Source organism: Variovorax sp. Varisp53 (genome assembly GCF_059491555.1).
Map to the genome: position 1 here is coordinate 5,491,576 of NZ_CP168512.1, position 25,221 is coordinate 5,516,796.

At 67.2% G+C, this 25,221-nt stretch carries 28 protein-coding genes and 1 riboswitch; of the genes, 15 read left to right on the forward strand and 13 right to left on the reverse strand.

Annotated features, from left to right (window positions below; translation table 11 throughout):
• Positions 1–2 precede the first annotated feature (2 nt).
• Positions 3–1,067, reverse strand: coding sequence for a Holliday junction branch migration DNA helicase RuvB (gene ruvB, locus ACEOAB_RS25800; RefSeq protein WP_413750863.1), 1,065 nt, complete (start codon positions 1,065–1,067; stop codon positions 3–5).
• A 99-nt stretch (positions 1,068–1,166) separates the two neighbouring features.
• Here ruvB and ACEOAB_RS25805 point away from each other — a divergent pair, with 99 nt between their 5' ends.
• The 7 genes from ACEOAB_RS25805 to ACEOAB_RS25835 are packed head-to-tail and all read left to right on the forward strand — an operon-like array spanning position 1,167 to position 7,637.
• Positions 1,167–1,784 carry a CDP-alcohol phosphatidyltransferase family protein gene (locus ACEOAB_RS25805; protein WP_413750864.1) on the forward strand — a complete coding sequence of 206 codons (618 nt, stop codon included), beginning with the start codon at positions 1,167–1,169 and terminating at the stop codon, positions 1,782–1,784.
• A gap of 39 nt (positions 1,785–1,823) precedes the next feature.
• A complete protein-coding gene (locus tag ACEOAB_RS25810; RefSeq protein WP_413750865.1) occupies positions 1,824–3,590 on the forward strand; it encodes a bifunctional alpha/beta hydrolase/class I SAM-dependent methyltransferase in 1,767 nt (588 codons plus the stop codon).
• A complete protein-coding gene (locus ACEOAB_RS25815) occupies positions 3,587–4,936 on the forward strand; it encodes a phosphatase PAP2/dual specificity phosphatase family protein (RefSeq protein WP_495653189.1) in 1,350 nt (449 codons plus the stop codon). The genes ACEOAB_RS25810 and ACEOAB_RS25815 overlap by 4 nt, the downstream gene beginning before the upstream one ends.
• Positions 4,926–5,372, forward strand: a complete 447-nt coding sequence (locus ACEOAB_RS25820) for a hypothetical protein (protein ID WP_495653190.1) — start codon at positions 4,926–4,928, stop codon at positions 5,370–5,372. Before ACEOAB_RS25815 ends, ACEOAB_RS25820 begins: the two co-directional genes overlap by 11 nt.
• A gap of 44 nt (positions 5,373–5,416) precedes the next feature.
• Positions 5,417–6,094, forward strand: a complete 678-nt coding sequence (locus tag ACEOAB_RS25825; protein ID WP_056595915.1) for a lysophospholipid acyltransferase family protein — start codon at positions 5,417–5,419, stop codon at positions 6,092–6,094.
• Positions 6,091–7,047, forward strand: a complete 957-nt coding sequence (locus tag ACEOAB_RS25830; RefSeq protein WP_413751290.1) for a phosphatidate cytidylyltransferase — start codon at positions 6,091–6,093, stop codon at positions 7,045–7,047. The genes ACEOAB_RS25825 and ACEOAB_RS25830 overlap by 4 nt, the downstream gene beginning before the upstream one ends.
• Positions 7,044–7,637, forward strand: coding sequence for a YdeI/OmpD-associated family protein (locus tag ACEOAB_RS25835; protein ID WP_413751291.1), 594 nt, complete (start codon positions 7,044–7,046; stop codon positions 7,635–7,637). The genes ACEOAB_RS25830 and ACEOAB_RS25835 overlap by 4 nt, the downstream gene beginning before the upstream one ends.
• Positions 7,638–7,915: 278 nt before the next feature.
• Here the strand turns inward: ACEOAB_RS25835 and ruvA are convergent, their stop codons facing one another.
• Positions 7,916–8,488 carry a Holliday junction branch migration protein RuvA gene (gene ruvA / locus ACEOAB_RS25840; RefSeq protein ID WP_007827972.1) on the reverse strand — a complete coding sequence of 191 codons (573 nt, stop codon included), beginning with the start codon at positions 8,486–8,488 and terminating at the stop codon, positions 7,916–7,918.
• A gap of 20 nt (positions 8,489–8,508) precedes the next feature.
• Here ruvA and ACEOAB_RS25845 point away from each other — a divergent pair, with 20 nt between their 5' ends.
• Entirely contained in the window at positions 8,509–9,465 is a 957-nt protein-coding gene (locus tag ACEOAB_RS25845; protein ID WP_413748780.1) for a PhoH family protein, read from the forward strand.
• A 1-nt stretch (position 9,466) separates the two neighbouring features.
• Positions 9,467–9,934, forward strand: coding sequence for an rRNA maturation RNase YbeY (ybeY, locus tag ACEOAB_RS25850; RefSeq protein WP_413748779.1), 468 nt, complete (start codon positions 9,467–9,469; stop codon positions 9,932–9,934).
• 10 nt (positions 9,935–9,944) lie between these two features.
• Here ybeY and dtd read toward each other — a convergent pair whose 3' ends face one another.
• Together dtd and ACEOAB_RS25860 are read right to left on the reverse strand one after the other, a co-directional pair.
• Entirely contained in the window at positions 9,945–10,388 is a 444-nt protein-coding gene (gene dtd, locus ACEOAB_RS25855; RefSeq protein WP_413748778.1) for a D-aminoacyl-tRNA deacylase, read from the reverse strand.
• On the reverse strand, positions 10,385–11,302 hold the full coding sequence (locus ACEOAB_RS25860; RefSeq protein ID WP_056595558.1) for a cation diffusion facilitator family transporter: 918 nt from the start codon (positions 11,300–11,302) through the stop codon (positions 10,385–10,387). Before ACEOAB_RS25860 ends, dtd begins: the two co-directional genes overlap by 4 nt.
• A gap of 151 nt (positions 11,303–11,453) precedes the next feature.
• Between ACEOAB_RS25860 and ACEOAB_RS25865 the strand changes: the two genes are divergently transcribed.
• Together ACEOAB_RS25865 and ACEOAB_RS25870 are read left to right on the forward strand one after the other, a co-directional pair.
• Positions 11,454–11,960 carry a FecR family protein gene (locus tag ACEOAB_RS25865; RefSeq protein ID WP_056595561.1) on the forward strand — a complete coding sequence of 169 codons (507 nt, stop codon included), beginning with the start codon at positions 11,454–11,456 and terminating at the stop codon, positions 11,958–11,960.
• Positions 11,957–12,577, forward strand: a complete 621-nt coding sequence (locus ACEOAB_RS25870; RefSeq protein ID WP_413748777.1) for an OmpA family protein — start codon at positions 11,957–11,959, stop codon at positions 12,575–12,577. The genes ACEOAB_RS25865 and ACEOAB_RS25870 overlap by 4 nt, the downstream gene beginning before the upstream one ends.
• A 7-nt stretch (positions 12,578–12,584) precedes the next feature.
• Here the strand turns inward: ACEOAB_RS25870 and tyrS are convergent, their stop codons facing one another.
• Positions 12,585–13,817, reverse strand: coding sequence for a tyrosine--tRNA ligase (gene tyrS / locus ACEOAB_RS25875; RefSeq protein ID WP_413748776.1), 1,233 nt, complete (start codon positions 13,815–13,817; stop codon positions 12,585–12,587).
• Between the two features lie 160 nt (positions 13,818–13,977).
• Between tyrS and ACEOAB_RS25880 the strand changes: the two genes are divergently transcribed.
• On the forward strand, positions 13,978–15,324 hold the full coding sequence (locus ACEOAB_RS25880; protein WP_007827955.1) for a M23 family metallopeptidase: 1,347 nt from the start codon (positions 13,978–13,980) through the stop codon (positions 15,322–15,324).
• Between the two features lie 35 nt (positions 15,325–15,359).
• Entirely contained in the window at positions 15,360–16,484 is a 1,125-nt protein-coding gene (locus ACEOAB_RS25885) for an anhydro-N-acetylmuramic acid kinase (protein ID WP_413748775.1), read from the forward strand.
• A gap of 6 nt (positions 16,485–16,490) precedes the next feature.
• On the opposite strand, the gene mdtD is transcribed toward ACEOAB_RS25885, so the two are convergent.
• The 4 genes from mdtD to rplM form a co-directional block, all read right to left on the reverse strand.
• Positions 16,491–17,915, reverse strand: a complete 1,425-nt coding sequence (gene mdtD, locus ACEOAB_RS25890; protein WP_413748774.1) for a multidrug transporter subunit MdtD — start codon at positions 17,913–17,915, stop codon at positions 16,491–16,493.
• Positions 17,916–17,996: 81 nt separating this feature from the next.
• The gene (gene erpA / locus ACEOAB_RS25895) at positions 17,997–18,362 is read right to left on the reverse strand and encodes an iron-sulfur cluster insertion protein ErpA (protein ID WP_007827949.1); all 366 of its coding nucleotides are present in this window, start codon (positions 18,360–18,362) and stop codon (positions 17,997–17,999) included.
• A 215-nt stretch (positions 18,363–18,577) separates the two neighbouring features.
• Entirely contained in the window at positions 18,578–18,970 is a 393-nt protein-coding gene (rpsI, locus tag ACEOAB_RS25900) for a 30S ribosomal protein S9 (RefSeq protein ID WP_007827948.1), read from the reverse strand.
• Between the two features lie 12 nt (positions 18,971–18,982).
• A complete protein-coding gene (rplM, locus tag ACEOAB_RS25905) occupies positions 18,983–19,414 on the reverse strand; it encodes a 50S ribosomal protein L13 (protein ID WP_007827946.1) in 432 nt (143 codons plus the stop codon).
• Positions 19,415–19,611: 197 nt separating this feature from the next.
• Here rplM and ACEOAB_RS25910 point away from each other — a divergent pair, with 197 nt between their 5' ends.
• Positions 19,612–20,562 carry a 23S rRNA (adenine(2030)-N(6))-methyltransferase RlmJ gene (locus ACEOAB_RS25910; protein WP_413748773.1) on the forward strand — a complete coding sequence of 317 codons (951 nt, stop codon included), beginning with the start codon at positions 19,612–19,614 and terminating at the stop codon, positions 20,560–20,562.
• Positions 20,563–20,574: 12 nt separating this feature from the next.
• Here ACEOAB_RS25910 and ACEOAB_RS25915 read toward each other — a convergent pair whose 3' ends face one another.
• The 4 genes from ACEOAB_RS25915 to ahcY all read right to left on the reverse strand — a co-directional run bounded on the left by ACEOAB_RS25915 (position 20,575) and on the right by ahcY (position 24,337).
• On the reverse strand, positions 20,575–21,195 hold the full coding sequence (locus tag ACEOAB_RS25915; RefSeq protein WP_056595581.1) for a septal ring lytic transglycosylase RlpA family protein: 621 nt from the start codon (positions 21,193–21,195) through the stop codon (positions 20,575–20,577).
• A gap of 62 nt (positions 21,196–21,257) precedes the next feature.
• Positions 21,258–22,082 (reverse strand): methylenetetrahydrofolate reductase [NAD(P)H], encoded by an 825-nt coding sequence (gene metF / locus ACEOAB_RS25920; RefSeq protein ID WP_056595584.1) that lies wholly within the window; start codon positions 22,080–22,082, stop codon positions 21,258–21,260.
• A 10-nt stretch (positions 22,083–22,092) separates the two neighbouring features.
• Entirely contained in the window at positions 22,093–22,887 is a 795-nt protein-coding gene (locus tag ACEOAB_RS25925; protein WP_056595587.1) for a TlyA family RNA methyltransferase, read from the reverse strand.
• 10 nt (positions 22,888–22,897) lie between these two features.
• Positions 22,898–24,337: an adenosylhomocysteinase gene (ahcY, locus tag ACEOAB_RS25930; RefSeq protein WP_413748772.1), complete on the reverse strand. Its 1,440-nt coding sequence runs from the start codon at positions 24,335–24,337 to the stop codon at positions 22,898–22,900.
• Positions 24,338–24,402: 65 nt separating this feature from the next.
• A riboswitch (S-adenosyl-L-homocysteine riboswitch) is annotated at positions 24,403–24,471 on the reverse strand.
• 196 nt (positions 24,472–24,667) lie between these two features.
• On the opposite strand from ahcY, the gene phaP reads away from it, so the two are divergent.
• A complete protein-coding gene (gene phaP / locus ACEOAB_RS25935; RefSeq protein ID WP_056595593.1) occupies positions 24,668–25,162 on the forward strand; it encodes a TIGR01841 family phasin in 495 nt (164 codons plus the stop codon).
• The last annotated feature ends 59 nt before the right edge of the window (positions 25,163–25,221 follow it).

Below are 25,221 nucleotides of genomic sequence, written 5' to 3' on the forward strand. Positions count from 1 at the left end.
GTTCAAGCTCCGAAAAGATCGGGGCCCTCGGCGCGGCCCGAAGGCGGCGCCACGCCCAGGTGCCGGTACGCGGCCAGCGTGGCGATGCGCCCGCGCGGCGTGCGCTGCAGGTAGCCCTGCTGGATGAGGTAGGGCTCGATCACGTCCTCGATGGTGTCGCGCTCCTCGCCGATGCTGGCCGCGACGTTGTCGAGCCCCACCGGACCGCCATCGAAGCGATGGATCACGGCTTCGAGCAGCTTGCGGTCCATCAGGTCGAAGCCCTGCGGGTCGACGTCGAGCATGGCCAGCGCCCTGTGCGCGATGTCTTCGGTGATGCGGCCATTGCCCTTCACATCCGCGTAGTCGCGCACGCGGCGCAGCAGGCGGTTGGCGATGCGGGGTGTGCCGCGCGAGCGGCGCGCGATCTCGAAGCCGCCGGCCGCGTCGGTCTCGACCTTGAGCAGGCCGGCGCTGCGATGCACGATGAGCGCCAGCTCTTCGGGCGTGTAGAACTCCAGCCGCGCGACGATGCCGAAGCGGTCGCGCAGCGGGTTGGTCAGCATGCCGGCGCGCGTGGTGGCGCCCACCAGCGTGAAGGGCTGCAGGTCGAGCTTGATGCTGCGCGCCGCGGGGCCCTCGCCGATCATGATGTCGATCTGGTAGTCCTCCAGCGCGGGGTACAGGATTTCCTCGACGACCGGGCTCAGCCGGTGGATCTCGTCGATGAAGAGCACGTCGTTCGGCTCGAGGTTGGTCAGCAGCGCCGCCAGGTCCTTGGGCTTCTCGAGCACCGGGCCCGAGGTCTGGCGCAGGTTCACGCCCAGCTCGGCCGCGATGATGTGCGACAGCGTGGTCTTGCCCAGGCCGGGCGGGCCGAACAGCAGCACATGGTCGAGCGCCTCCTGGCGCTTGCGCGCGGCGCCGATGAAGATCTCGAGCTGCTCGCGCACCTTGGCCTGGCCGACGTACTCGTCGAGCAGCTTCGGGCGCAGGGCCCGTTCGATTGCCTCTTCGTTGGGCGAAGCGGGGGCAGCGGACACCACGCGTTGGGGGGCGGGCGCGAAGTCGTCAGTCTGGATGGTCATTGCGAGGGGGTTCTTCGAAGGCGAGTTTAGTGCCTGCCACACTGGCAGAATGCTCCGGCCGTGTATCCGGCCATATAACAAACGAGGGGAAGCCAGCACGTGTCGATCTACGAACTGAAGCCGCGTTTCCAGGCCCTGCTGCGGCCGCTGGTGGTCCGCCTGCATGCGATGGGCGTCACCGCCAACCAGGTCACGCTGGCGGCATGCGTGGTGTCGGTCGCGCTCGGGCTCTGGCTGTTCTTCGCAGCGCCTTCTCTGCGCGCCTTCGCGCTCATTCCGCTGTGGATGTTCCTGCGCATGGCCTTCAACGCCATCGACGGCATGCTGGCGCGCGAGCACAACCAGCAGAGCAGGCTGGGCGCCTTCCTCAATGAACTGACCGACGTGGTCTCCGACGCCGCGCTCTACCTGCCCTTTGCGCTGGTGGCGCCGTTCAGCCCGTTCTGGGTCGGCGCGGTGATCGTGCTGGCCGGGCTGAGCGAATTCGCTGGCGCACTGGGCCCCACGGTGGGCGCCTCGCGCCGCTACGACGGCCCGCTGGGCAAGAGCGACCGGGCCTTCGTGTTCGGCGCGCTCGGCCTCTACGTGGCGCTGGGCTGGCCCCTGCCGGGCTGGACGGCCTGGCTGATGCCGCTGCTGGCCGCGCTGGTGGCCTGGACCACCGTCAACCGCATCCGCCGCGCGCTGGCCGAGGCCGACACGGCCGGCCGCCACTGAACAAGACAAGAACCAAGGACCAAGGACCACAGGGATTCAATGACCGAAACCACTCCACGCCTTGCCGCCGAGCATCACTTCCAGACGCACGACGGCGAATCGCTCTTCTACCGCCACTGGCCGGCCACCGGCGCCACGCGGCGCGGCGCCATCGTGCTGTTTCACCGCGGCCACGAGCACGGTGCGCGCATGGCGCACCTGGTCGACGAGCTGAACCTGCCCGACTTCGACTTCTTCGCCTGGGACGCGCGCGGCCACGGCCGCTCGCCCGGGCAGCGCGGCTACAGCCCCAGCTTCGGCACCTCGGTGCGCGACGTGCAGACCTTCGTGCAGCACATCGGCAGCGCGCACGGCGTGCCCGAGCAAGACATCCACGTCGTCGCGCAGAGCGTGGGCGCCGTGCTGATCGCCACCTGGGCGCACGACTACGCACCCAAGGTGCGCGGCCTCACGCTCGCCTCGCCGGCCTTCAAGGTGAAGCTGTACGTGCCGTTCGCGCGCGCCGGGCTCGGGCTGATGCACAAGCTGCGCGGCCTGTTCTTCGTCAACAGCTACGTGAAGGCGAAGTTCCTCACGCACGACCCGGAACGCATCGCGAGCTACGAGAGCGACCCTCTGATCTCCCGCCCCATCGCGGTCAACATCCTGCTCGGCCTGTACGAGGCGGCCGACCGCGTGGTGGCCGACGCCAATGCGATCACGCTGCCGGTGCAGCTGCTGATCTCGGGCGCCGACTGGGTGGTGCACCACAAGCCGCAGCACCAGTTCTTCGAGCGGCTGGGCAGCGCGGTGAAAACCAAGACCGAGCTGCCGGGCTTCTTCCACGACACGCTGGGCGAGAAGGACCGTGCGCCGGCGGTGGCCTCGATCCGCGAATTCATCCTGCAGCGCTTCGACGAGCCGGCCGTTCCGGTCGACCGCCGCGAGGCGCACCTGAGCGGCGACACGGCCGACGAGTCGCGCGCGCTGGCCGAGCCGCTGTCGCCCCTGTCGCCGCGCGGCGCCTACTGGGCGATGACCCGCGCCGGGCTGAAGCTGGGCGGCACGATGTCCGAAGGCATCAAGCTGGGCCACGCCACCGGCTTCGACTCGGGCAGCACGCTCGACTACGTGTACCGCAACCACCCGCAGGGCAGCTCGGCCATCGGCCGCTCCATCGACAACACCTACCTGAACTCCATCGGCTGGCGCGGCATCCGCCAGCGCAAGATCCACGTCGAGGAGCTGATCCGCATCTCCATGGAGCGCCTGGCCGAAATGCACCGCGAGGTGCGCGTGATGGACATCGCCGCGGGCCATGGCCGCTACGTGCTCGATGCGGTGCTCGCAAGCCCCGTGAAGGCCAGCTCGATCCTGCTGCGCGACTACAGCGACATCAACGTGCGCGACGGCCGCGCACTCATCGCCGAGAAGGGCCTGGAAGACGTCGCGCAGTTCGTGCAGGCCGACGCCTTCGACCGCATGAGCCTCGCCACCGTGGCGCCGCGCCCCACGCTGGCCGTGGTGTCGGGCCTGTACGAGCTGTTCCCCGACAACGAGATGGTGCGCCGCTCGCTGGCAGGCGTGGGCGATGCGGTGGAAGACCGCGGCTATCTCGTCTACACCGGGCAGCCCTGGCACCCGCAGCTCGAGATGATCGCGCGCGCCCTCACCAGCCACCGCCAGGGCGAAGCCTGGGTGATGCGCCGCCGCACGCAGCACGAGATGGACCAGCTGGTGGAGGAAGCGGGCTTCCGCAAGATCGACCAGCGGGTCGACGAGTGGGGCATCTTCACGGTGTCGCTGGCGGTGCGCGTCGCGCAATGACCGCCCCTGCGGCACGACGGCCCTGGAAGCGCGCGGCCGCATGGCTGGTGTTCTTGGGGCCGCTGTTCTATGCGGCCTATGGCCTCGCCAACTGGTGGGCCACCACGCGCGCCAACGTGCCGTCGATGGCTTTCGAGTGGGAGCGGCAGGTGCCGTTCTGGCCGTGGACGATCTTTCCGTACTGGACGATCAACGTCTTCTACGCGCTGTCGCTGTTCCTCGCGCGCAGCAAGCACACACTGGACCGGCATGCGTTGCGGCTGGTGACTGCCACGCTCATCGCCTGCAGCTGCTTCATCGTCTGGCCGCTGCACTTCAGCTTCGGGCAGCCGCCGGTCGAGGGGGCACCGGCCTTCCTGTTCAATGCGCTGCGCGGCTTCGATCAGCCGTTCAACCAGGCACCCTCGCTGCACATCGCGCTGGCGGTGATCCTGTGGGACTGGTATCGCCAGTTCATTCGGCCCCTGTGGGCACGGCTGGTGCTGCACCTGTGGGCCTTCGCCATCTGTGCCTCGGTGCTCACGACGTGGCAGCACCACTTCATCGACATTCCGACCGGCGCACTGCTCGGCCTGTTCTGCGTGTGGCTGTGGCCGCTGGAACGCGTGGTGTCGATGCCGCGCGCATGGCGCTGCACGCGGGACGCCCAGCGCTGGAAGCTGGCGGGGTTCTATGCGGCCGGCGCGGCGCTGTTCCTGGCTGCCGCGCTGCGTGGCGGCGGCGTCGCGCTGTGGCTCGCATGGCCGGCCGCATCGCTCGCGCTGGTGGCACTGAACTACGCCGGCTTCGGCGCACGCGGCTTTCAAATGGACGGCCGGGGCCGCATGGGCTGGCCAGCGCGCTGGATGCTGGCGCCCTACCGGCTCGGCGCCGCCGTCAACGCCTGGCTCTGGACGCGCAGGCTGCCGGCCTCGGTCGAAGTGGTGCCCGGCCTGCGGCTCGGCCGCCGCCCGACGCACGCCGAATGGCTGGCCGCCGGGCAGCCCCGGCTGGTGAGCCTGTGCGCCGAGCTGCAGATGCCGGCCGGCGTGCCGCATGCGCGCTGCGTGCCGTTGCTCGACCTCACGGTGCCGCCCACCGTGCGCCTGCAGCGCGCGGCGTCCGTCATCGAAAGCCAGCGCCGCAGTGCGGATGGTGCGACAGTGTGGGTCTGCTGCGCGCTCGGCTTCTCGCGCAGCGCGGCTGCGGCGATTGCCTGGCTGGGCCGCTATGGCGCGGCCGGCGGTGTCGCCCAGGCCGAAGACGCGGTGCGCCGCGCACGGCCGCAGATCGTACTGCGAGGTGCGTGGCGCCTGTCGCTGGAGCCCTTCAAGCCTTTGCCGGAGGTGCCGCCCCATGACCGATGACAACGAACGAACCACCTGCACCGCGCTGGCGGGCCTGCTGCGCGCCATCGCGCTACTGGCCCTCTGGGGCTTCGCGCTCACCTGCATCTCGGCGCTGGTGCTCGCGCTGACGCTGCGCTCGCTCTCGACCACGTCCATCATGGGCTTCGGCGCGGTCGTGATCCTCGGCGCATTGGAGCGCTACTTCGCGTTCCGGCTGCGCTTCGACGAGGCGCTGTTCGACGGCCTCGCGCGCGGCACCGTCGCCTCGCTCGATGCGCTCGACCGCGCGCTCTCGGCGCTGGGGCTGCGCGAGCCGCCGCCGTCGCAGCACGCCCCCCGCCCGCTCGACGACCGCGTGCAGGGCACCCGCCAGCTCATGCAGCGCCACGCCATCGTGGTGGCCTGCCAGAGCGCCCTGTTCCTACTTGCCTTGATGACACAGGACTTGTCTTGACCACAGAAGAAAACAAGAACAACGACAACACTCCCGACAGCACGGTGCTGCGGCGCGGCCTCGCCGTCGTGGCCGGCAAGCTCATCATCGGCGCCGCCGGGCTGCTGACCGGGGTGCGCGCCATCTGGTCGGGCACCACGCCGAAGGCCGAGCAGACGCTGTACTTCGCCAACCACACGAGCCACGGCGACTTCGTGCTGCTGTGGGCCACGCTGCCGCCCGACCTGCGCGGACTCACGCGGCCGGTGGCGGGGCAGGATTATTGGGAGGCCTCGAAGCTGCGCAACTTCATCGGCAAGGACGTGTTCAACGCGCTGATGATCCGGCGCGACGGCTCGGGCCAGGGCGGCAACCCGGTCGACCAGATGAAGGAGGCGCTGGAGGGCGGCGACTCGCTCATCATGTTCCCCGAGGGCACGCGCAACACGGGCGAAGACATCCTGCTGCCGCTGAAAAGCGGGCTGTTCCACCTGGCGCGCGCCTGCCCCCACGTGCGGCTGGTGCCGGTGTGGATCGAGAACCTGAAGCGTGTGCTGCCCAAGGGCGTGCTGGTGCCGATTCCGCTGGCCTGCACGGTGCGCTTCGGCACGCCGATCACGCTGGCGGAAGATGAAGACAAGGTGTCGTTCCTGGCCCGCGCGCGCGCGGCAATGCTCGACCTGCGACCCGAATACGACCGCGTCGAACTCAACGGCCGGCAAGACGGAGGGACGGCCGCATGATCGAGCTCTCTCCTTTCGCGTGGACCACGCTCAGGCTCTTCGGTGGCGTCTTCGGGGTGCTGGTGCTGGCCTCGTCCATCGGCGCGCTGCTCAAGTGGCGCGTGGCGAGCGGCCAGCCGCATTCGGTGATCGACAACCTCAACTCGCGCGTCAATGCGTGGTGGGTGATGGTGGCGGTGATCGGCGTTGCCTTCGCCTTCGGCAAGGGCGGCGTGATCGTGCTGTTCTACCTGATCTCGTTCTATGCGCTGCGCGAGTTCATCAGCCTGGCCTACACGCGGCGCGGCGACCACGCGGCGATCGCGCTGGCCTTCTTCGTCGCGCTGCCGGGGCAGTACTTCCTGATCTGGATCGACTGGTACGGGCTGTATTCGATCTACATCCCGGTCTACGCCTTCCTGCTGCTGCCCATCCTGGCGGCGATGGGCGGCGACACGCAGCGCTTCCTGGAGCGCACCTCGAAGATCCAGTGGGGGCTGATGGTGTGCGTGTTCTGCATCAGCCACGTGCCCGCGCTGCTCACGCTGCAGATCCCGGGCTTCGAGGGCCGCAACCTGCTGCTGATCGCGTTCCTCGTGATCGTGGTGCAGGGCAGCGACGTGCTGCAGTACGTGTGGGGCAAGCTCTTCGGCAGGCGCAAGGTGGCGCCGGAGCTGTCGCCCTCCAAGACCTGGGAAGGCCTGGTCGGCGGCGTGGCGAGCGCCACCGCGCTGGGCGCGGCGCTGTACTGGGCCACGCCGTTCAACCCGTGGCAGGCGGCGCTGATGGCGCTCACCATCTGCTTGATGGGCTTCTTCGGCGGCCTCGTTATGTCGGCCATCAAGCGCGACCGCGGCGTGAAGGACTGGGGTTCGATGATCGAGGGCCACGGCGGCATGCTCGACCGGCTCGACTCGGTGATCTTCGCGGCGCCGATCTACTTTCACGCGCTGCGCTATTGGTGGGTGCCGTGAGCAAGGCGGAAGAGCGTGTTGCGCACGACACGCCCGTGGAATGCACCAATGCCGCCTCGTGGGCGCGCTGGCTCAAGCGCCACCATGCCACCGCCGCCGGCGTGTGGCTGCGCATCGCGAAGAAAGACAGCGGCCTCGCCTCCATCGACCACCCCACCGCACTGGAAGAAGCGCTGTGCTGGGGCTGGATCGACGGCCAGCGCAAGAGCGAGGACGCGCAGTACTTCCTGCAGCGCTTCACGCCGCGCACCAAGCGCAGCATCTGGTCGCAGATCAACCGCGCCAAGGTGCTGAAGCTCATCGAGGAAGGCCGCATGCAGCCGGCCGGCCATGCCGAGATCGAGCGCGCGAAGGCCGACGGCCGCTGGGACGCGGCCTACGAGGGCGTCAGCGCGGCGACGGTGCCGCCCGACCTGCAGGCTGCGCTCGATGCCAACAAGAAGGCCGCGAAGTTCTTCGCCACGCTCGATTCGCGCAACCGCTACGCAGTGCTGTTCCGCACGCAGGGCGCGAAGAAGCCCGAGACGCGGGCGCGACGCATTGCGCAGTTCGTGGAGATGCTGGCCAAGGGCGAGAAGATCCATCCCTGAGTGTTTTGGCGTGTGCTTGATTCAGGGTGCGTGCGAATGGCACCGGGTACTCCCCTCCGCGAATGTCCCCCGCCTTCGGCTCCTCCTTTATTTCGCTGCGGGGAGCACCCGGTGCCATTCGCACATGGACGCTCTGCTTATGCCGGCGGTTCGACCGCTGCGTCCATCGCTCACGCCGATGGGGTGCCTTGCGCAGCGAAATAAAGGAGGAGGCCGCAGGCCGGGGGACATTCGCGGAGCAAGGTACCCCGTCGGCGTGAACGCGCCCTGAATCGCGCTCACTTAGCCAGCGACTTCAACGCCAGCTTGATCCCTTCGCTCACGGTCGCATCCTTCGGCAGCGCCTTGAGCGCGAGCGCAGCCTCCTTGTCGCTGTAGCCGAGCGCAACCAGCGCCTGGAGGATGTCGGCCTGCGCGTCCGACGCCGCGTGCGCAGGCAGGCCGATGTCGGCGCCGAGCTTGCCCTTGAGCTCGAGCAGCAGCCGCTCGGCGGTCTTCTTGCCGATGCCCGGGATCTTCACGAGCCGCCCGAGCTCCTGCGTCGTGATCGCCTGCGACAGTTCGCCCACGCTCATGCCCGAGAGCAGGCCCAGGGCCGTGCGCGGCCCCACGCCGGTGATCTTGATGAGCTGGCGAAAAGCCGCCCGTTCCTCGGCCGTGCCGAAGCCATAGAGAATCTGCGCGTCCTCGCGCACGACGAAGTGCGTGAGCAGCGACACGCGCTCGCCGGTGCCGGGGAGGTTGTAGAACGTGCTCATCGGCACATCGACCTCGTAGCCGACGCCGTTGCAGTCCACCACCACCTGCGGCGGATTGCGCTCAGCGAGTGTGCCGGTCAGTTTGCCTATCATGGGTGCCCTTTTTCCTTGAAATGTCCGGCGTGATTCTGCGACACACCTTTACCCCACTGAACAACTCGCGCCTCGGCCACCTGTGCGGACCTCTGGACGCGCACCTGCGCCGCATCGAAGAAGCGCTGGGCGTGAAGATCGCGCACCGCCACGAACAGTTCAAGGTCGACGGCCCCAAGGCTTCCGCGCAGCGCGCAATGGACGTGCTGCAGGCGCTGTACGAAATCGCCCAGCGCGTCATCGATCCGGCCGTGGTGCAACTCACGCTGGCCGGCGACGGCTCGATGCTCGACGGCGACGACGACCTCGCGATGCTCGTCACCCGCCGCACCGACCTGCGCGCGCGCACCCCCACGCAGGCGATCTACCTCGACAACATCGCGAAGCACGACATCACCTTCGGCATCGGCCCTGCGGGCACGGGCAAGACGTATCTCGCGGTGGCCTGCGCTGTCGATGCGCTCGAGCGCGCTACCGTGCAGCGCATCGTGCTGACGCGGCCCGCGGTGGAAGCGGGCGAGCGGCTCGGCTTCCTGCCGGGCGACCTGACGCAGAAGGTCGACCCCTACCTGCGCCCGCTGTACGACGCGCTCTACGACCTGATGGGCTACGAGAAGGTGCAGAAGGCCTTCGAGCGCAACGCGCTGGAAATCGCGCCGCTGGCCTTCATGCGCGGACGCACGCTGAACAACGCCTTCGTGATCCTCGACGAGGCGCAGAACACCACGGTCGAGCAGATGAAGATGTTCCTCACGCGCATCGGCTTCGGTGCCAAGGCGGTAGTGACGGGCGATGTGAGCCAGATCGATCTGCCCAAGCAGCAGCTGAGCGGCCTGATCGATGCGGAGCGCGTGCTCAAGCGGGTGAACGGCATCGCGATCACGCACTTCACGAGTGCCGATGTGGTGCGGCATCCGCTGGTGGCGAAGATCGTCGATGCCTACGACGGCCAGCGCAAGCGCGCGGGAGTCCACTGAGATGGCCGCCTCCAGGCTCCCCGCACTTTCGCTCTCGCTGCAGTTCGGGCGCTTCAAGGGCGTGGAGCGCCACCGCGCCGCGCTGCCGCGCCACAGCGTGACGCGCTGGATCCGCCACGCGCTCGACATCGACGGCGAGATCACCGTGCGCATCGTCGACGCCGACGAGGGCCAGCGCCTGAACCGCGAGTTCCGCGGCAAGGACTACGCGACCAACGTGCTGACCTTCGACTACGCGCAAAGCCCGCTGGTGATGGCCGACCTCGTGCTGTGCGCGCCGGTGGTGGCGCGCGAGGCGAAGGAAAACCGCAAGACGCTCGCCGACCACTACGCGCACCTGCTGGTGCACGGCACGCTGCATGCGCAGGGCTGGGACCACGAAACCAGCGAGGCCGACGCCGACGAGATGGAAGCCTACGAGATCGAGATCCTCGCGGAGCTGGGCATCCGCAGTCCGTACGGCAGGTAGACGGCGTCCGCTACGCCGCCATCTGCAGCGGGATGGTGACAGGCCCGTCGTTCAGCAGGTGCACCTGCATGTCGGCGCCGAACTCGCCGGTGGCCACCACCGGGTGCGCGGCGCGTGCCTGCGCCACGAAATACTCGTAGAGCCGGCGCCCCTCGTCGGGCGGCGCGGCCTGGGTGAAGCTGGGGCGGTTGCCGGCGCTGGCATCGGCCGCCAGCGTGAACTGGCTCACCACCAGCAGGCCGCCGCCGATGTCCTGCACGCTGAGGTTCATCTTGCCGGCCTCGTCCGAAAAGATGCGCAGCTTGAGGATCTTGGCGAGCATGCGGTCGGCCAGCGCATCGGTGTCGCCGCGCTCGGCGCACAACAGCACGAGCAGGCCCGAATCGATGGCGCCGACGGTGCGGCCGGAAATGTCGACGCGCGCATTCGCCACGCGTTGAAGAACAGCTTTCATAGAGGGTGATGTTCGCCGGCCTGGGTGGCGCGGGCTTCCATGGTCAGGGGCAGGAGCTGGATCGTGACGCGCAGGCCGGGCACCGCGTCCATCAGCGCCTGCTCCAGTTCGTCGCGCATGCTGGCGGCGTGCTGCAGGGTCCAGTGGCCGGGTACGTGCATGTGCAGGTCGGCAAAGCGGCGCTGGCCGGCGCTGCGCGTCACCATGTCGTCGAAGCGCAGCCGCGTGCCTTCGGGCATGCGGGCAGCAAAGGCGTCGAGCGTGGCGCGCACGGTGGCGAGGGTCTCGGGGTCGAGCGCTTCGTCCATCAGCCCCTGCGACGAGCGCCACACCAGCTTGACGCCCTCGCGCACGATGTTGAGCGCCACGCCGATGGCCAGCACCGGATCGAGCCAGAGCCAGCCGCTGAACTGCACGCAGACGATGCCGACGACCACCGCGGCGGAAGTCCACACGTCGGTCATCAGGTGGCGGCCGTCGGCCTCCAGCGCGATCGAGCGATGCGTGCGGGCCGCGCGGAACAGCAGGAAGGCCAGGCCGGCGTTGAAGCCCGAACTGACCACCGACAGAGCCAGGCCCCAGCCCAGTTGCTCGAGCGGTTGCGGCGTCAGCAGCCGTTGCACCGAGACCCAGAGGATCGCGATGGCCGCGCCCACGATCAGGATGCCCTCGAAGCCCGAGGAGAAGTATTCGGCCTTGTGATGGCCGTAGGGATGGTCGTCGTCGGCTGGCCGCTCGGCGATGGTCACCATGGCGAGCGCGAACATGGCGCTCGCCAGGTTCACGAAGGACTCCATCGCGTCGGAGATCAGGCCCATCGAGTTCGTCATGTAGCCTGCCAGGCCCTTGAGCACGATGGTGATCAAGGCCACGGCGACAGAAACGCGCAGCAGCGTCTTAGGGGTAAACGTCATGTAAAAACCATCGAGAATTGGGCAATAGGCCACACGAAAAGCGGTAAAAGGCCGCAAGAACTGCCTGAATTATCGGCCTCGTGTCCTCATGTAACGCCTTCGCATTAGTATTCGCGACCATTGCGGAACACCGTTTCGCAGAGAGCCCCTGATGATGAAAAAACTCGTGACCGCCTTGAGCGGCCTGGCCATTGTGGGCTCGGCCGCTCTGGCACAAGCCCAGACTCCCGCTGCCTCGCCCGCGGTTGCGCCGGCGGCCCCGGCCAAGGCCGATCCCCAGGCGGGCTTCGTGAAATCCGTGCGCGGCAACGTGCAACTGCTCAGTGGCACCGGCGCCACGCGCCCCGCCAGCCCGGGCGATGCGCTGGGCACCGTGGACCGCATCGTGACCGGCCCCGATTCGTCGGCCTCCGTGGTGCTGCGCGACGACACGACGCTGGTGGTCGGTCCCTCGTCGCGCCTCGACCTGAAGGAATTCCACTTCGACGGCACGACGTACGAAGGCGGCATGCTGGTCTCGCTGCTGCGCGGCTCCATGCGCATGATCACGGGCCTGATCGGCAAGACCAACCCCGACGCGGTCCGGGTCGAAACGCAGACGGCCACCATCGGCATTCGCGGCACCGACTTCATCGTGCAAGCCGACGGCAAGCCATGAGCATCGCCTCCAGGTCCCGCCCCGCATCCCTCTTCATCGCCACGCTGGCAGCCGCGCTTCTTGCCGCCTGCTCGACGCCGGGCACGCGGGTGGTGCTGCTGTCGCAGGCCGACGGCAAGCCGTCGGCGGTGGTGGTGCGCGCCAAGGATGGCGAGGAAGTGCTCTCCAAGCCCTACCAGCGCGCCACGGCCGCAGTGGGCGCGAGCGGCGCCCCGACGGTCGACCAGGTCGATCCGGCCAAGGTACAGGCCGAAAACAAGCCGCTGTTCGACATGCGTCCGCCCCCGCCGCAGCGCTACACGGTGTATTTCGATGTCGGCGGCACAACGCTGACCCCGGCATCGCAGCAGATCATGACCGAGGCATTGGCAGCTGCCCTGGCGCGCAGCGGCGGCGACATCGTGGTCACGGGCCATACCGACACCAAGGGCAGCGGCGAGCAGAACGACCAGTTGTCGCGCCGCCGGGCGCAGGAAGTGGTCCAGCTCTTCGTGGAGCGCCAGTTCCCGGCCAATCGCATCGAGGCTGTGGGCCGAGGCGAGCGCGACCTCGCCATTCCCACCGCCGACGAGGTGGACGAGCCGCGCAACCGGCGCGTCACCATCGAGGTGCGCTGAGCGGCGCTCAGCTCAAGGTCACGCGGGCGAACTTGCGCTTGCCGACCTGAACCACGTAGCTGCCCGCGGGCAGCTTCAGGGCCTTGTCGCTGACCACGGCGGAATCGATCCGCACGCCCCCGCCGTCGATCAGGCGGTTGCCTTCCGACGCCGAAGAAGCGAGGTTTGCCTGCTTGAGCAGCTGGGCAATGCCCAGTGGAGCGCCCGACAGCGCCACCTCGGGAATCTCGTCCGGCACGCCGCCCTTGCTGCGGTTGATGAAATCCTGCTCGGCGGCATCGGCCGCCGCCGCGCTGTGGAAGCGCGCGGTGATTTCCTTGGCCAGCGCGACCTTGGCGTCCTTCGGATTGCGGCCGCCCTCGATCTCGGCCTTCAGCGCCGCGATCTGCTCCAGCGACTGGAAGCTCAGCAGCGTGTACCAGCGCCACATCAGGTCGTCGGAGATCGACAGCACCTTGGCGAACATGGTGTTGGCGTCCTCGCTGATGCCGATGTAGTTGTTCTTGCTCTTGGACATCTTTTCGACGCCATCAAGCCCTTCCAGCAGCGGCATAGTGAGTATGCACTGCGGTTCTTGCCCGTATTCCTGCTGGAGATGCCGGCCGACGAGCAGATTGAACTTCTGGTCGGTGCCGCCCAGCTCGAGGTCGCTCTTGAGCGCGACCGAGTCGTAGCCCTGCATCAGCGGGTAGAGGAATTCGTGCACCGAGATCGACTGGCCGGTCTTGAAGCGCTTGCTGAAGTCGTCGCGCTCCATCATCCGGGCCACCGTGTACTTGGCGGCGAGCTGGATCATGCCGCGGGCGCCCAGGGGGTCGCTCCATTCGGAGTTGTAGCGGATCTCGGTCTTCTCGGGGTCCAGCACCAGGCTGGCCTGCCTGTAGTAAGTCTGGGCGTTGGCCTCGATCTGCTCGCGGGTGAGCGGCGGACGGGTGCTGTTGCGGCCGGAGGGGTCACCGATGGTGGTGGTGAAGTCGCCGATCAGGAAGATCACCCGGTGGCCCAGGTCCTGCAGCTGGCGCATCTTGTTGAGCACCACGGTGTGGCCGATATGAATGTCCGGAGCGGTCGGATCCAGCCCCAGCTTGATCCGCAGCGGCGTCCCGGTGGCCTCCGAACGCTGCAGCTTGCGCACCCACTCGTCCTGCGGCAGCAGCTCGTCGGCGCCCCGGAGGGATATTTCGAGCGCGCGTCCTACACTATTTGAGAGGGTGGTGGATGTAACAGATTCGGCGTTCATGGGCTTTTTTAGCTGACTTTGGGGGTGCCGAAGCTATACTCAGCCCGACTTGTCAAGCGCCGAATTCTAAGCGGCGCTTTTTTCCGCACCGTCTGCTGCCGCCCTGAACGTACTGGGCCTTGCAGGGCGGATTTGCAGAACCTGAGCTGGAATTCAAAGTTTGATCAACGGCATCCTTGCCGCCGAGGAGCTTCTCGCTTCTCGCGTGGCCTATACATTCCGGACGTATCCCAAGCAGATCACCGCGCTCATCGCGGCGGCGCTGCTGAGCGCCGGCACCCTCGCGGTGGCATCGCTGGGCCCTGACGCCTCCGACCTCCCGGTCCACCAGATCCTCGAAGCGACGGCGCCGGTGTCGTTCGCCGACCAGGGCGAATCGCTCGAAAACTTCAGCTTCACCCTGTTCCGCACCGACGTTACACGTTCGAGCGACACTGCCGAAGCCCTGATGAAGCGCCTCGGCATCTCCGACCCGGCGGCCACCGCCTTCGTGCGCGGCAGCGTCGAAGCCCGCAACGCGCTGTTCTCGCGCGCCGGCCGCACCGTGACGGCCGAGGCGACGCAGGAAAACCAGCTCAAGAAGCTCAGCGCCCGCTGGATTCCCGACGGCGACGGCGGCTTCAAGCGCTTCGTCATCGAGCGCACACCCACCGGCTTCGCCGGCGTGACCGAGCGCGACACGCTCACGCCGGGTACGCGCCTGGCGAGCGGCACCATCCGCACCTCGCTGTTCGCCGCCACCGACGATTCGCGCATTCCCGATGCGGTGGCGAGCCAGCTGGCCGACATCTTCGCGGGCGACGTCGACGTTCGCGCCCTGCGCAAGGGCGACCGCTTCGCCGTGGTGTACGAGACCTTCGAGGCCGACGGGCAGGCGCTGCGCAGCGGCCGCGTGCTGTCGGCCGAGTTCGAGAACAACGGCAAGATCCACCAGGCCGTCTGGTTCCAGCCCCCGGGCGCGGGCCAAAAGGGCAGCTACTACCGCCCGAACGGCGACAGCCTGCGCAAGGCCTACCTGGCGACGCCGGTCGAGTTTTCGCGCGTGTCCAGCGGCTTCGCGATGCGCATGCACCCGATCCTGAACAGCTGGCGCCAGCACAACGGCGTCGACTACGCGGCGCCCACGGGCACCTCGGTGCGCTCGGTCGGCGACGGCACGGTCGATTTCGCCGGCACGCAGAACGGCTACGGCAACATCGTCATCATCAATCACCGCAACAACCAGCAGACGGCCTACGCGCACCTGAGCCGCATCGACGTCAAGGCCGGCCAGGCGGTGAGCCAGGGCCAGACGGTGGGCGCGGTGGGTTCCACCGGCTGGGCCACCGGCCCGCACCTGCACTTCGAATTCCGCGTGGGCGGCGTCTATCAAGACCCGGCATCCATCGCCCAGGAAGGCGGCGCGCCGATCACCGCGGCGCTGCGTCCGGCCTTCGAACGCATCGCCGTGGGCGCGCGCACCGAGCTGGCAGCCGCCTTCTCGGTCATCCAGGCCAGCGCCGACTGATTCCGCCGGGCGGCATCTCGAGACCTGATCCAGAGATGGCCGCCAAACTCTTCATCGGCCTGATGTCGGGCACCTCGCTCGACGGCGTCGACGGTGTGCTGGCCGACTTTTCCGGCGGCCGCATCGCGGTGCGGGCCTACGCCACGGCGCAATTTCCCGTGGCCCTGCGTGCCGAACTGCTCGCGCTGAACACGCCCGGCGACAACGAACTGCACCGTGCGGCACTGGCGGGCAACGGACTGGCCCGGGCGTACGCCGACGTCGTCGCCCAGTTGCTGGCGGACAGCCGCACCGACGCCAGCGCCGTCGCCGCCATCGGCGCGCACGGCCAGACGGTGCGCCACCAGCCGCTCGAGTTCGACGAGGTCGGCTACACCCTCCAGGTCAACAACCCCTCGCTGCTGGCCGAACTGGCCGGCATCGACGTGGTCGGCGATTTCCGCAGCCGCGACCTCGCGGCCGGCGGCCAGGGCGCGCCGCTGGTGCCGGCCTTCCACCATGCGTTGTTCGCACGGGCCGACGAGACGGTCGCGGTGCTGAACATCGGCGGCATTTCCAACCTGAGCCTGCTGCCGGCCACCAATGCGGCCAGCGGCATCAGCGTGCTCGGCTTCGACTGCGGTCCGGGCAATGCGCTGATGGACCACTGGTGCCAGACCCACCAGGGCCAGCCCTTCGACCGTGGCGGCCAATGGGCCGCCAGCGGACAGGTGCTGCCCGATCTGCTGGCGCAAATGCTGGCGGACCCGTACTTCGCCAAGGCACCCCCGAAAAGCACCGGGCGCGACCTGTTCAATCCGACCTGGCTGGCCGCGCAGCTGGGCACGGTGGCGATGGCGCCTGCAGATGTGCAGGCGACATTGGCCGAACTGACCGCTCGTGCCTGTGCAGCAGATGTAAGTAGCTATGGAAAAGATAGCGAGCTGCTGATCGTCTGCGGAGGCGGTGCCCTGAACGACCACCTGCTGGACCGCCTGCGCGCGCTGCTGCCCGGCGTCGACGTAGCGGCCTCGACCGAACACGGCCTGCCGCCCCAGCAGGTCGAGGCGGCGGCATTTGCATGGCTGGCCCGCGCCACCCTCCGGCGCGAGGCGGGCAACCTGGCCAGCGTCACCGGCGCCCGCGGGCCGCGGGTGCTCGGCGCGATCTACCCGGCCTGAAACAGATCAGCCCTGGCCGGAAACCTCCGGCTGCGCAGGGCGTGTCGCGCGCACTTCCGACGGCAGATGCCAGAAGATCAGTGCAGAAGCCACCGTGATCAGCCCCATGCTTGCGAAAGTAGCCTGAAAAGCATCCAGCGTGTGCGCCGGCGTCTCAGTGCCGAAAATGCCGTTGTAGCCCGTCAGCACGGCGCCCGCGGCGGCAACGCCCAGGCTCATCGCGAGCATCTGCACCATCGACAGCAGGCTGTTGCCGCTGCTGGCCATGCTGCCGTCCAGGTCCTTCAGCGTAATTGTGTTCATCGCAGTGAACTGCAGCGAATTGACCGCGCCGAAAGCCAGCAGCTGCAGCACATGCAGCGCCATCGGCTGGCCCGGCGCCGTCAGCCCGAAGCTGGCCATCGTGCAGCCCACGAGGATGGTGTTGGCCACCAGCACCTTGCGGTAGCCGTGGCGCGTGATCAGCTGCGTGGCGAAGCGCTTCATGGCCATGCCCGCCAGGGCGATCGGCAGCATCATCAGACCGGCGCGCACCGGCGAATAGCCCATCGACACCTGCAGCAGCAGCGGCACCAGGAAGGGCATGCAACTGCTGCCCAGCCGCGAGAACAGGTTGCCGATCAGGCCGATGCTGAGCGTCGGCACACGGAAAAGCGAGGGCGCGAACAGCGGCTCGGGCGTGCGCGCGGCGCGCAGCCAATAGGCGACGATGCTGGCGAAACCGAAGATCAGCAGGACCATCACGCCGCCCTGGCGCAGGCCCGCACCGTCGAGCGAGAGCGAAATCGCCACCATGCCGAAGGCCAGCATCGCGTAGCCAACACCGTCGAAGCGCTTCTGCACGGCACCGCGCAGGTCGGGCATGTACTTGAGCGTGGCAATGCAGCCCAGCAGCCCCACGGGCACGTTGATCAGGAAGATCCAGTGCCACGAGGCGTACTGCACCAGCCATCCGCCCAGCGTGGGGCCCAGCAGGGGCCCTATGAGCCCCGGAATGGCGACAAAGCTCATCGCCTGCAGAAACCCTCCGCGCGGCACGGTGCGCAGCAGCGCCAGACGCCCCACGGGCAGCAGCAGCGCGCCGCCCAGGCCCTGCACCACCCGCGCAGCCACCAACTGGCCCAGCCCGTGCGAGAGCGCGCACAGCACCGATCCAGCGGCGAACAGCACGATCGCCGAGAAGAAGACACGCCGGGCGCCGAAGCGGTCGGCGATCCAGCCCGAGGCGGGAATCAACATCGCCATGGTGAGCGCATAGGCCACCACCACCGACTGCATGCGCAGCGGGCTTTCGCCGAGGCTCGCGGCCATTGACGGCAGCGCCGTGTTGATGATGGTGGCGTCCAGCGTCTGCATGAAGAAGCCGACGGCGACGAGCCACAGCAGGCTCTTTCGAACGGGATCGACGGCGGCCTCGGCCTTGAGGGTCATGGGCAAGAGGAAAGAAGCAGGAATTAAAAAGCCGCCCGAAGGCGGCTTTTGGGGGGAAGCCGGGTCAGCAGCATCCAGGCATCAGGCCGAGAAGCTCGATCCGCAGCCGCAGGTGCTGGTGGCGTTCGGGTTCTTGATCACGAACTGGGCGCCCTGCAGGTCTTCCTTGTAGTCGATCTCGGCGCCGACCAGGTACTGGTAGCTCATGGCGTCGATCAGCAGCGAGACGCCGTTCTTGGTCATGGTGGTGTCGTCTTCGTTGGTGATTTCATCGAAGGTGAAACCGTACTGGAAACCGGAGCAGCCGCCGCCCTGCACGAACACGCGCAGCTTCAGGTCGGGATTGCCTTCCTCGGCGATCAGGTCGGCGACCTTGGCGGCCGCGCTGTCGGTGAAGACGATCGGCTCGGGCATCTGGGTCTGGATGTTTTCGGCAACGGCGCTCATGGGGTGATAACTCCTAGGGGGCCGGACATGCGGCCAATGAAACGAATGCTACTGCAATGCCGCATTCCCGGCAGGCCGGGTGTGGCGTGTACCCCAATGCAAGTGGGGTCGGACGCCCCCTGCACCAAGAGGCAGCTCCAGCGAAAAGCCACCCGAAGGCGGCCCCGGCAACGAAAAAGCCGCCCGAAGGCGGCTTTGTGTTCGCAGTGAACAGATCAGCGCTTGCTGAACTGCTTGCGGCGACGGGCGGAGTGCAGACCGACCTTCTTACGCTCGACTTCACGCGCATCGCGCGTCACGAAGCCGGCTTGGCTCAGCACGGGCTTGAGCGTCGCGTCGTAGTCGATCAGCGCACGGGTGATGCCGTGGCGCGTGGCGCCGGCTTGACCCGATTCGCCGCCACCGTTCACGTTGACCATCACGTCGAAAGCTTCGAGGTTGTTGGTCAGCGCCAGGGGCTGCTTGGCGATCATGATCGAGGTTTCGCGGCCGAAGAACTCTTGGATGTCCTTGCCGTTGACCGTGATCTTGCCGGTGCCTTTTTTCAGAAACACGCGGGCGACGCTGGATTTGCGACGGCCGGTGCCATTGTTCCATTCACCAATCATTCTCAAGGCTCCTTACAGTTCCAGCACTTTGGGCTGTTGGGCGGTATGCGGGTGCTCAGCGCCACCGTACACCTTGAGTTTCTTGATCATCGCGTAACCGAGCGGGCCCTTGGGCAGCATGCCCTTGACAGCCTTTTCCAGGGCGCGGCCTGGGTGCTTGTTCTGCATGTCGCGGAAGTTCGTCGCCGTGATACCGCCCGGGTAGCCCGAGTGACGGTAGTACACCTTGTCGATCGACTTGGCGCCGGTGACGCGCAGTTGCGCGGCGTTGATGATGACGATGAAGTCACCGGTATCGACGTGAGGCGTGTAAATGGCCTTGTGTTTGCCGCGCAAACGGAGAGCAACTTCGCTGGCTACTCGTCCGAGGACCTTGTCGGTCGCGTCAATCACAAACCACTCGTGCGTCACGTCAGCGGGCTTGGCGCTGAACGTTTTGGTCATGAGTTTTTCTCTTGAAAAGAGGGTTTGGCGGGCCCTTTTCCACGGTCGGCGTTCCTCTGACGGGAATCTCTTAGGTGGGTTTAAAGTCCTCGCCGCGGGGCCACAAAAACGCTGCGAAGCCCGCGATTATATAAAGAATGGCCCTGTGCTGGCAAATTCGCATATGCAGGGCCCAACACCGTTACCATCCTCCCCCTATGTTCAGTTACCGCCACGCCTTCCATGCCGGCAACCACGCCGACGTGCTCAAGCACACGGTGCTGATTGCCACGCTCGACCATCTGCTTGAAAAAGAGGCAGCCCTGACGGTCGTCGACACTCACGCCGGCGCCGGCCTGTACCGGCTCGACGGCGACTACGCCGGCACCAGCGGCGAAGCGGCCGACGGCATCCTGCGGCTTCTTTCGGGCAAGAAAACGCCCGATGCGCCAACCCCTGCTGCGAAGTCCGCTACCAAAAAAGTAGCGCCAGAAGCCGAAATTCCAGTCGCCGACGCCATTGCGCGCTACCTGGAAGTGATTCACGACTTCAATCCCAACGGCGGCGCCCGCGTCTATCCCGGCTCGCCATTCATCGTGCAGCACCTGCTGCGCGACCACGACAAGCTCAAGCTGTTCGAGCTGCACCCGACCGACGCCCGCGCGCTGAGCGCCAACATCGCCCAGCTAGAGGCCGGCCGCCAGATCGCCGTGTTGAACGAAGACGGCTTCGGCAGCGCCACCAAGTTCCTGCCGCCGCCCTCGCGCCGCGCGCTGGTGCTGATGGACCCGAGCTACGAGATGAAGACCGACTACGGCCGCGTGCTCGACTTCGCGGCCGAGGCACTCAAGCGTTTCGCCACCGGCACCTACGCGGTCTGGTATCCGATCATTCCGCGCCCCGAGGCGCACGACCTGCCGCGCCGGCTCAAGACCATGGCAACGAAAGCCGGTAAGTCGTGGCTGCACGCCACGCTGACGGTCAAGTCCAGCAAGATCACGACGGACGCATCGGGCGAAACGCACCGGCCGGGGCTGCCGGCCAGCGGCATGTTCCTGATCAATCCGCCGTACACGCTGAAGCCGCTGCTGGCGGCCGCGCTGCCGCAGTTGGCAGAGCGCCTGGCGCAAGACCGGCACGCCGCCTTCTCGCTCGATTCGGGCGGCTGAGCCTTCCGGCCCCTATCTCTGGCGGCGGGGCGGCACGACCGCCTTGCGGCGTGCGGGCGCCGGAGCCCTCGCCCGTTGCGGCGCAGCCGGTACTGTTGCGGACGCCAGCACGTCGCCCGCCTCCACCGGCAATCCGCCGCAACGCATCCCCTCGCGATCGACGACCGTCAACGCCACCTGCTTGATGCCCATGCTCGTCAGGCCGATGCGGTCGGCCGCCGCGCGGCTCAGGTCGATCACGCGACCCGCCGCGTACGGTCCGCGGTCGTTGATGCGCACCAGCACCTCGCTGCCGTTGACGAGGCTGCGCACGCACACGCGCGTGTTGAAGGGCAGGGTCTTGTGGGCCGCCGTCATGGCCGCCATGTCGAAGCGCTCGCCGTTGGCGGTCTTGCGCTGATGGAATTGAATGCCGTACCAGGAGGCACCGCCGCGCTCGAAGATTTCCCGCGTGCCCTCATCGCCGGGCACGCCGTCGTCCGGCGGCAGTTCGCCCGTGCCGGACACCGCAAGGTCATAGCGCACCGACGGCACGCTCGAACGCGCCGCCGCGCCCGGCGGTACCGCGATGGCGCGACGCAAGGGCGTCAGCTTCGCCGTCGCCCCGCCTTCGGCGTCGGTCGCCGGTGGCATGGCGCAACCCGCGAGAACGCAGGTCGCAGCGACGAGGACGGCACGAAGTCCCGCGCCCCCACTCAATCGAGGCGCTCCAGCACAGCCAGCGTGGCCGCCGACTGGTTCATCGTGTAGAAGTGCAGCGCCGGCGCGCCGCCTTCCTGCAGACGCGCGCACAGGTCGGTGACCACGTCGAGGCCGAAGGCCTTGATCGACGCCGTGTCGTCGCCGAAGCCCTGCAGCCGCAAACGGACCCAGCGCGGAATCTCGGCGCCGCAGGCGTCGGAAAAACGCATGAGCTGCGTCGAGCTCGTGATCGGCATGATGCCCGGCACGATCGGCGTGTCGAGCCCCAGCTTGCGCACGTCGTCGACGAAGCGGAAGTAGGCCTCGGGGCTGAAGAAATACTGCGTGATCGCAGAGTCGGCGCCCGCCTTCACCTTCGTCGCAAAGGCCTGCAGGTCGGCTTCGGGCGAGCGTGCCTGCGGATGGACCTCGGGGTAGCAGGCCACCTCGATGTGGAAGTCGCGGCCGGTCTCTTCGCGGATGAAGGCAACGAGGTCGCTCGCGTACAGGAACTCGCCGCCCATGCCATAGCCGCTCGGCAGGTCGCCGCGCAGGGCCACGAGGCGCTTGACGCCCATGGCCTTGAGTTCGGCGAGCTGCTCGCGCACCGTGGCGCGCGTGGCGCCGATGCACGAGAAGTGGCTCGCAGCGTCCACGCCTTCGGACAGGATCTCCTGCACCGCACCGAAAGTGCCCTGGTGCGTGGAACCGCCCGCGCCGTACGTGACCGAGCAGAACTGCGGCTTGCGCACATACAGCTGCTGCCGCGCAGCGCGCAGCTTGACTGCGCCCTCGGGCGTCTTGGTCGGGAAGAATTCGAAACTCAACGGAAGGCGCACCTGCGTCTCCTTAGGAACCGTCGTTCGCGTCGTGAACAGCGCGAACGGCGTGAATGAAAAACTCGCGGTTGCCGTCGCCCCCGGCGATCGGGCTGTCGAACCATTGCAGCACCCGCAGACCCAGCGCCTCGCAGGCATCGTGCAGGCGCTTCTCGACCACCGCGTACATCGACTCGTCGCGCACGATGCCGCCCTTGCCGACCTGGCCGGGCTGCAGCTCGAACTGCGGCTTCACCAACATCAGCAGGTGGCCGTCGTCGGCCAGGAACTCGACGACCGCCGGCAGCACCAGCGTGAGCGAGATGAACGACAGGTCGCCGACGATCAGGTCGAAGCGCAGATCGAATGGTTCCCCGCCCTCCTCCTGCAAGTCGTCGGCCGAGAGCGCGCGTGCATTGACGCCTTCGATGGGGACCACGCGTTCGTCCTCGCGCAGCTTCGCATGCAGCTGCCCGTGGCCGACATCCACGCCGACCACTTTGGCGGCACCGCGCTGCAGCAGGCAGTCGGTGAACCCGCCGGTCGACTGGCCCACGTCGAGGCACAGCTTGCCGGAGGGATCGACGCCGCTCACGGCGAGCGCACCTTCGAGCTTGAGCCCGCCGCGCGACACATACCGGGCCTCGGCCGCATCGACCAGCTCGAGCTCGGCCGATTCGGGCACGTCGTCCTTGTTCTTGGCGACGGAGCGCCACGCGTCGCTGGTGCCTGCGTCGCGCCAGCGCAAGCCGCCGGCAATCAGCCGGACGGCCTGCGAACGCGACGCGGCCAGGCCGCGCTCTACCAACAGTTGATCGGCGCGCATGCGCTGTCGATCAGTAGCGGTACGTGTCCGGCTTGTACGGACCGCTCTTGCTCACGCCGATGTAGGCGGCCTGTGCGTCCGTCAGCTCGGTGAGCATGGCGCCGACCTTCTTCAGGTGCAGGCGCGCGACCTTCTCGTCGAGGTGCTTGGGCAGCACGTAGACCTTGCCGGCCTGGTAGGCATCGGGCTTGGTGAACAGCTCGATCTGGGCGATGGTCTGGTTGGCGAACGACGACGACATCACGAAGCTCGGATGGCCCGTGCCGCAGCCCAGGTTCACGAGGCGGCCCTTGGCCAGCAGGATGATCTTCTTGCCGTCCGGGAAGGTGATGTGGTCGACCTGCGGCTTGATCTCTTCCCATTCGTACTTCTCGATCGAAGCGACGTCGATCTCGTTGTCGAAGTGACCGATGTTGCAGACGATGGCCTGGTCCTTCATCTTGACCATGGTGTCGTGCGTGATGACGTCCTTGTTGCCCGTGGTGGTCACGAAGATGTCGGCCTTGTCGGCGGCGTATTCCATCGTCACGACCTTGTAGCCTTCCATCGCGGCCTGCAGCGCGTTGATCGGGTCGATCTCGGTCACCCACACCTGCGCGCTCAATGCACGCAACGCCTGGGCCGAGCCCTTGCCCACGTCGCCGTAGCCGGCCACGCAGGCCACCTTGCCGGCGATCATCACGTCGGTCGCGCGCTTGATGCCGTCGACCAGCGATTCACGACAGCCGTACAGGTTGTCGAACTTGCTCTTGGTGACCGAGTCGTTCACGTTGATGGCGCGGAACAGCAGCGTGCCCTTGGCCGACATTTCGTTCAGGCGGTGCACGCCGGTGGTCGTCTCTTCGGTCACGCCGATGATCTCGGCCGACTTGCGGGTGTACCAGGTGTCGTCCACGGCCAGCTTGGCCTTGATGGCGGCGAACAGGATGCGCTCTTCCTCGCTGGTCGGGTTGGCGAGCACGCCCAGGTCCTTCTCGGCGCGCTGGCCCAGGTGCATCAGCAGCGTGGCGTCACCGCCGTCGTCCAGGATCATGTTCGGGCCTTCGCCCTTCGAGCCCTTGGGGCCGAAGTCGAAGATGGCGTGCGTGTAGTCCCAGTAGTCCTTCAGCGACTCGCCCTTGATGGCGAACACCGGCGTGCCTGCGGCGGCGATGGCCGCGGCGGCGTGGTCCTGCGTCGAGAAGATGTTGCACGAGGCCCAGCGCACGGTGGCGCCCAGGGCTTGCAGGGTCTCGATCAGCACGGCCGTCTGGATGGTCATGTGCAGCGAGCCCGTGATGCGCGCGCCCTTGAGCGGCTGCGCCTTCGAGAACTCCTCGCGGATGGCCATCAGGCCGGGCATCTCGGTTTCCGCGATCTTGATTTCCTTGCGGCCCCAGGCAGCGAGGGACAGGTCGGCAATCGCCTGGTCGGCGGTCGAAACGGGGGTGGGCTTGAGAACAGCGCTCATGGGAACTCCAACAAAACTGGTTTGAAAGATGCCACTGCCTACGGGGAAAGACTCACCGCGAGAACAGCGGGTGAGCGTGGTTGCGATGTGGTCCGAGCCTCACGCCTGACGGCGCTGCAACGCTCCTCGGAACGGCGGATTGTAGACGGGGCAACAGGGCCAGCCAACCGCTCGGGTATCCCACATCAGGTAAAGCACGTTCGCCACGACCAAGGGAAATCCCGCAGGCAAATATTCCTGACTGGCCCCCCCCGCGATGCCTGCCCGGCGTATCGTGGCACCGGTTCTTGTCACCCTTCCCCGTTCACACGACACCAGGAGATAGCGCCCATGGCCACTGCCAAGAAAGCCGCCGCGAAGAAGACCACTGCCAGCAGCAGCAACACCAAGGAGGCTCCCAATGCCGCCGAGATGCTCAACCCGCTGAAGAACCTCAAGGCCATGACCGACCGCCTGCAAGAACTCAATCTGACCGGTGGCGCGAGCAAACTGCTCGAAAGCGGACAAAAGGACCTTCAGGCGCTGATGCAGGCGAATGAGAAGTCCTACCAGGGACTGCAGACCGTGGTGCAGCGACAGACGGAAATGATCAAGAGCGCCATTGCCGAGTGGCAGACGGCCGCCAAGGAAATGCCCGGCAAGGATGCCAAGGCCAACCTCGCCAAGCTCGACGAACTCGGCCGCCAATCGTTCCAGCGCGCGATCGACGACATCAAGGAACTGGCCAATCTCGCCGCCAAGTCGCAGGCCGATGCCTTCGACCTGGTGCGCCAGCGCATACAGGCCAATGTGGACGAAGTAACCAAGATGCTTCAGCGCAAATAGAACCTTGATGTAGTAATTATTTAGTTTTGGTTCTTTTTAGACAGCGCCACCTGATCGGG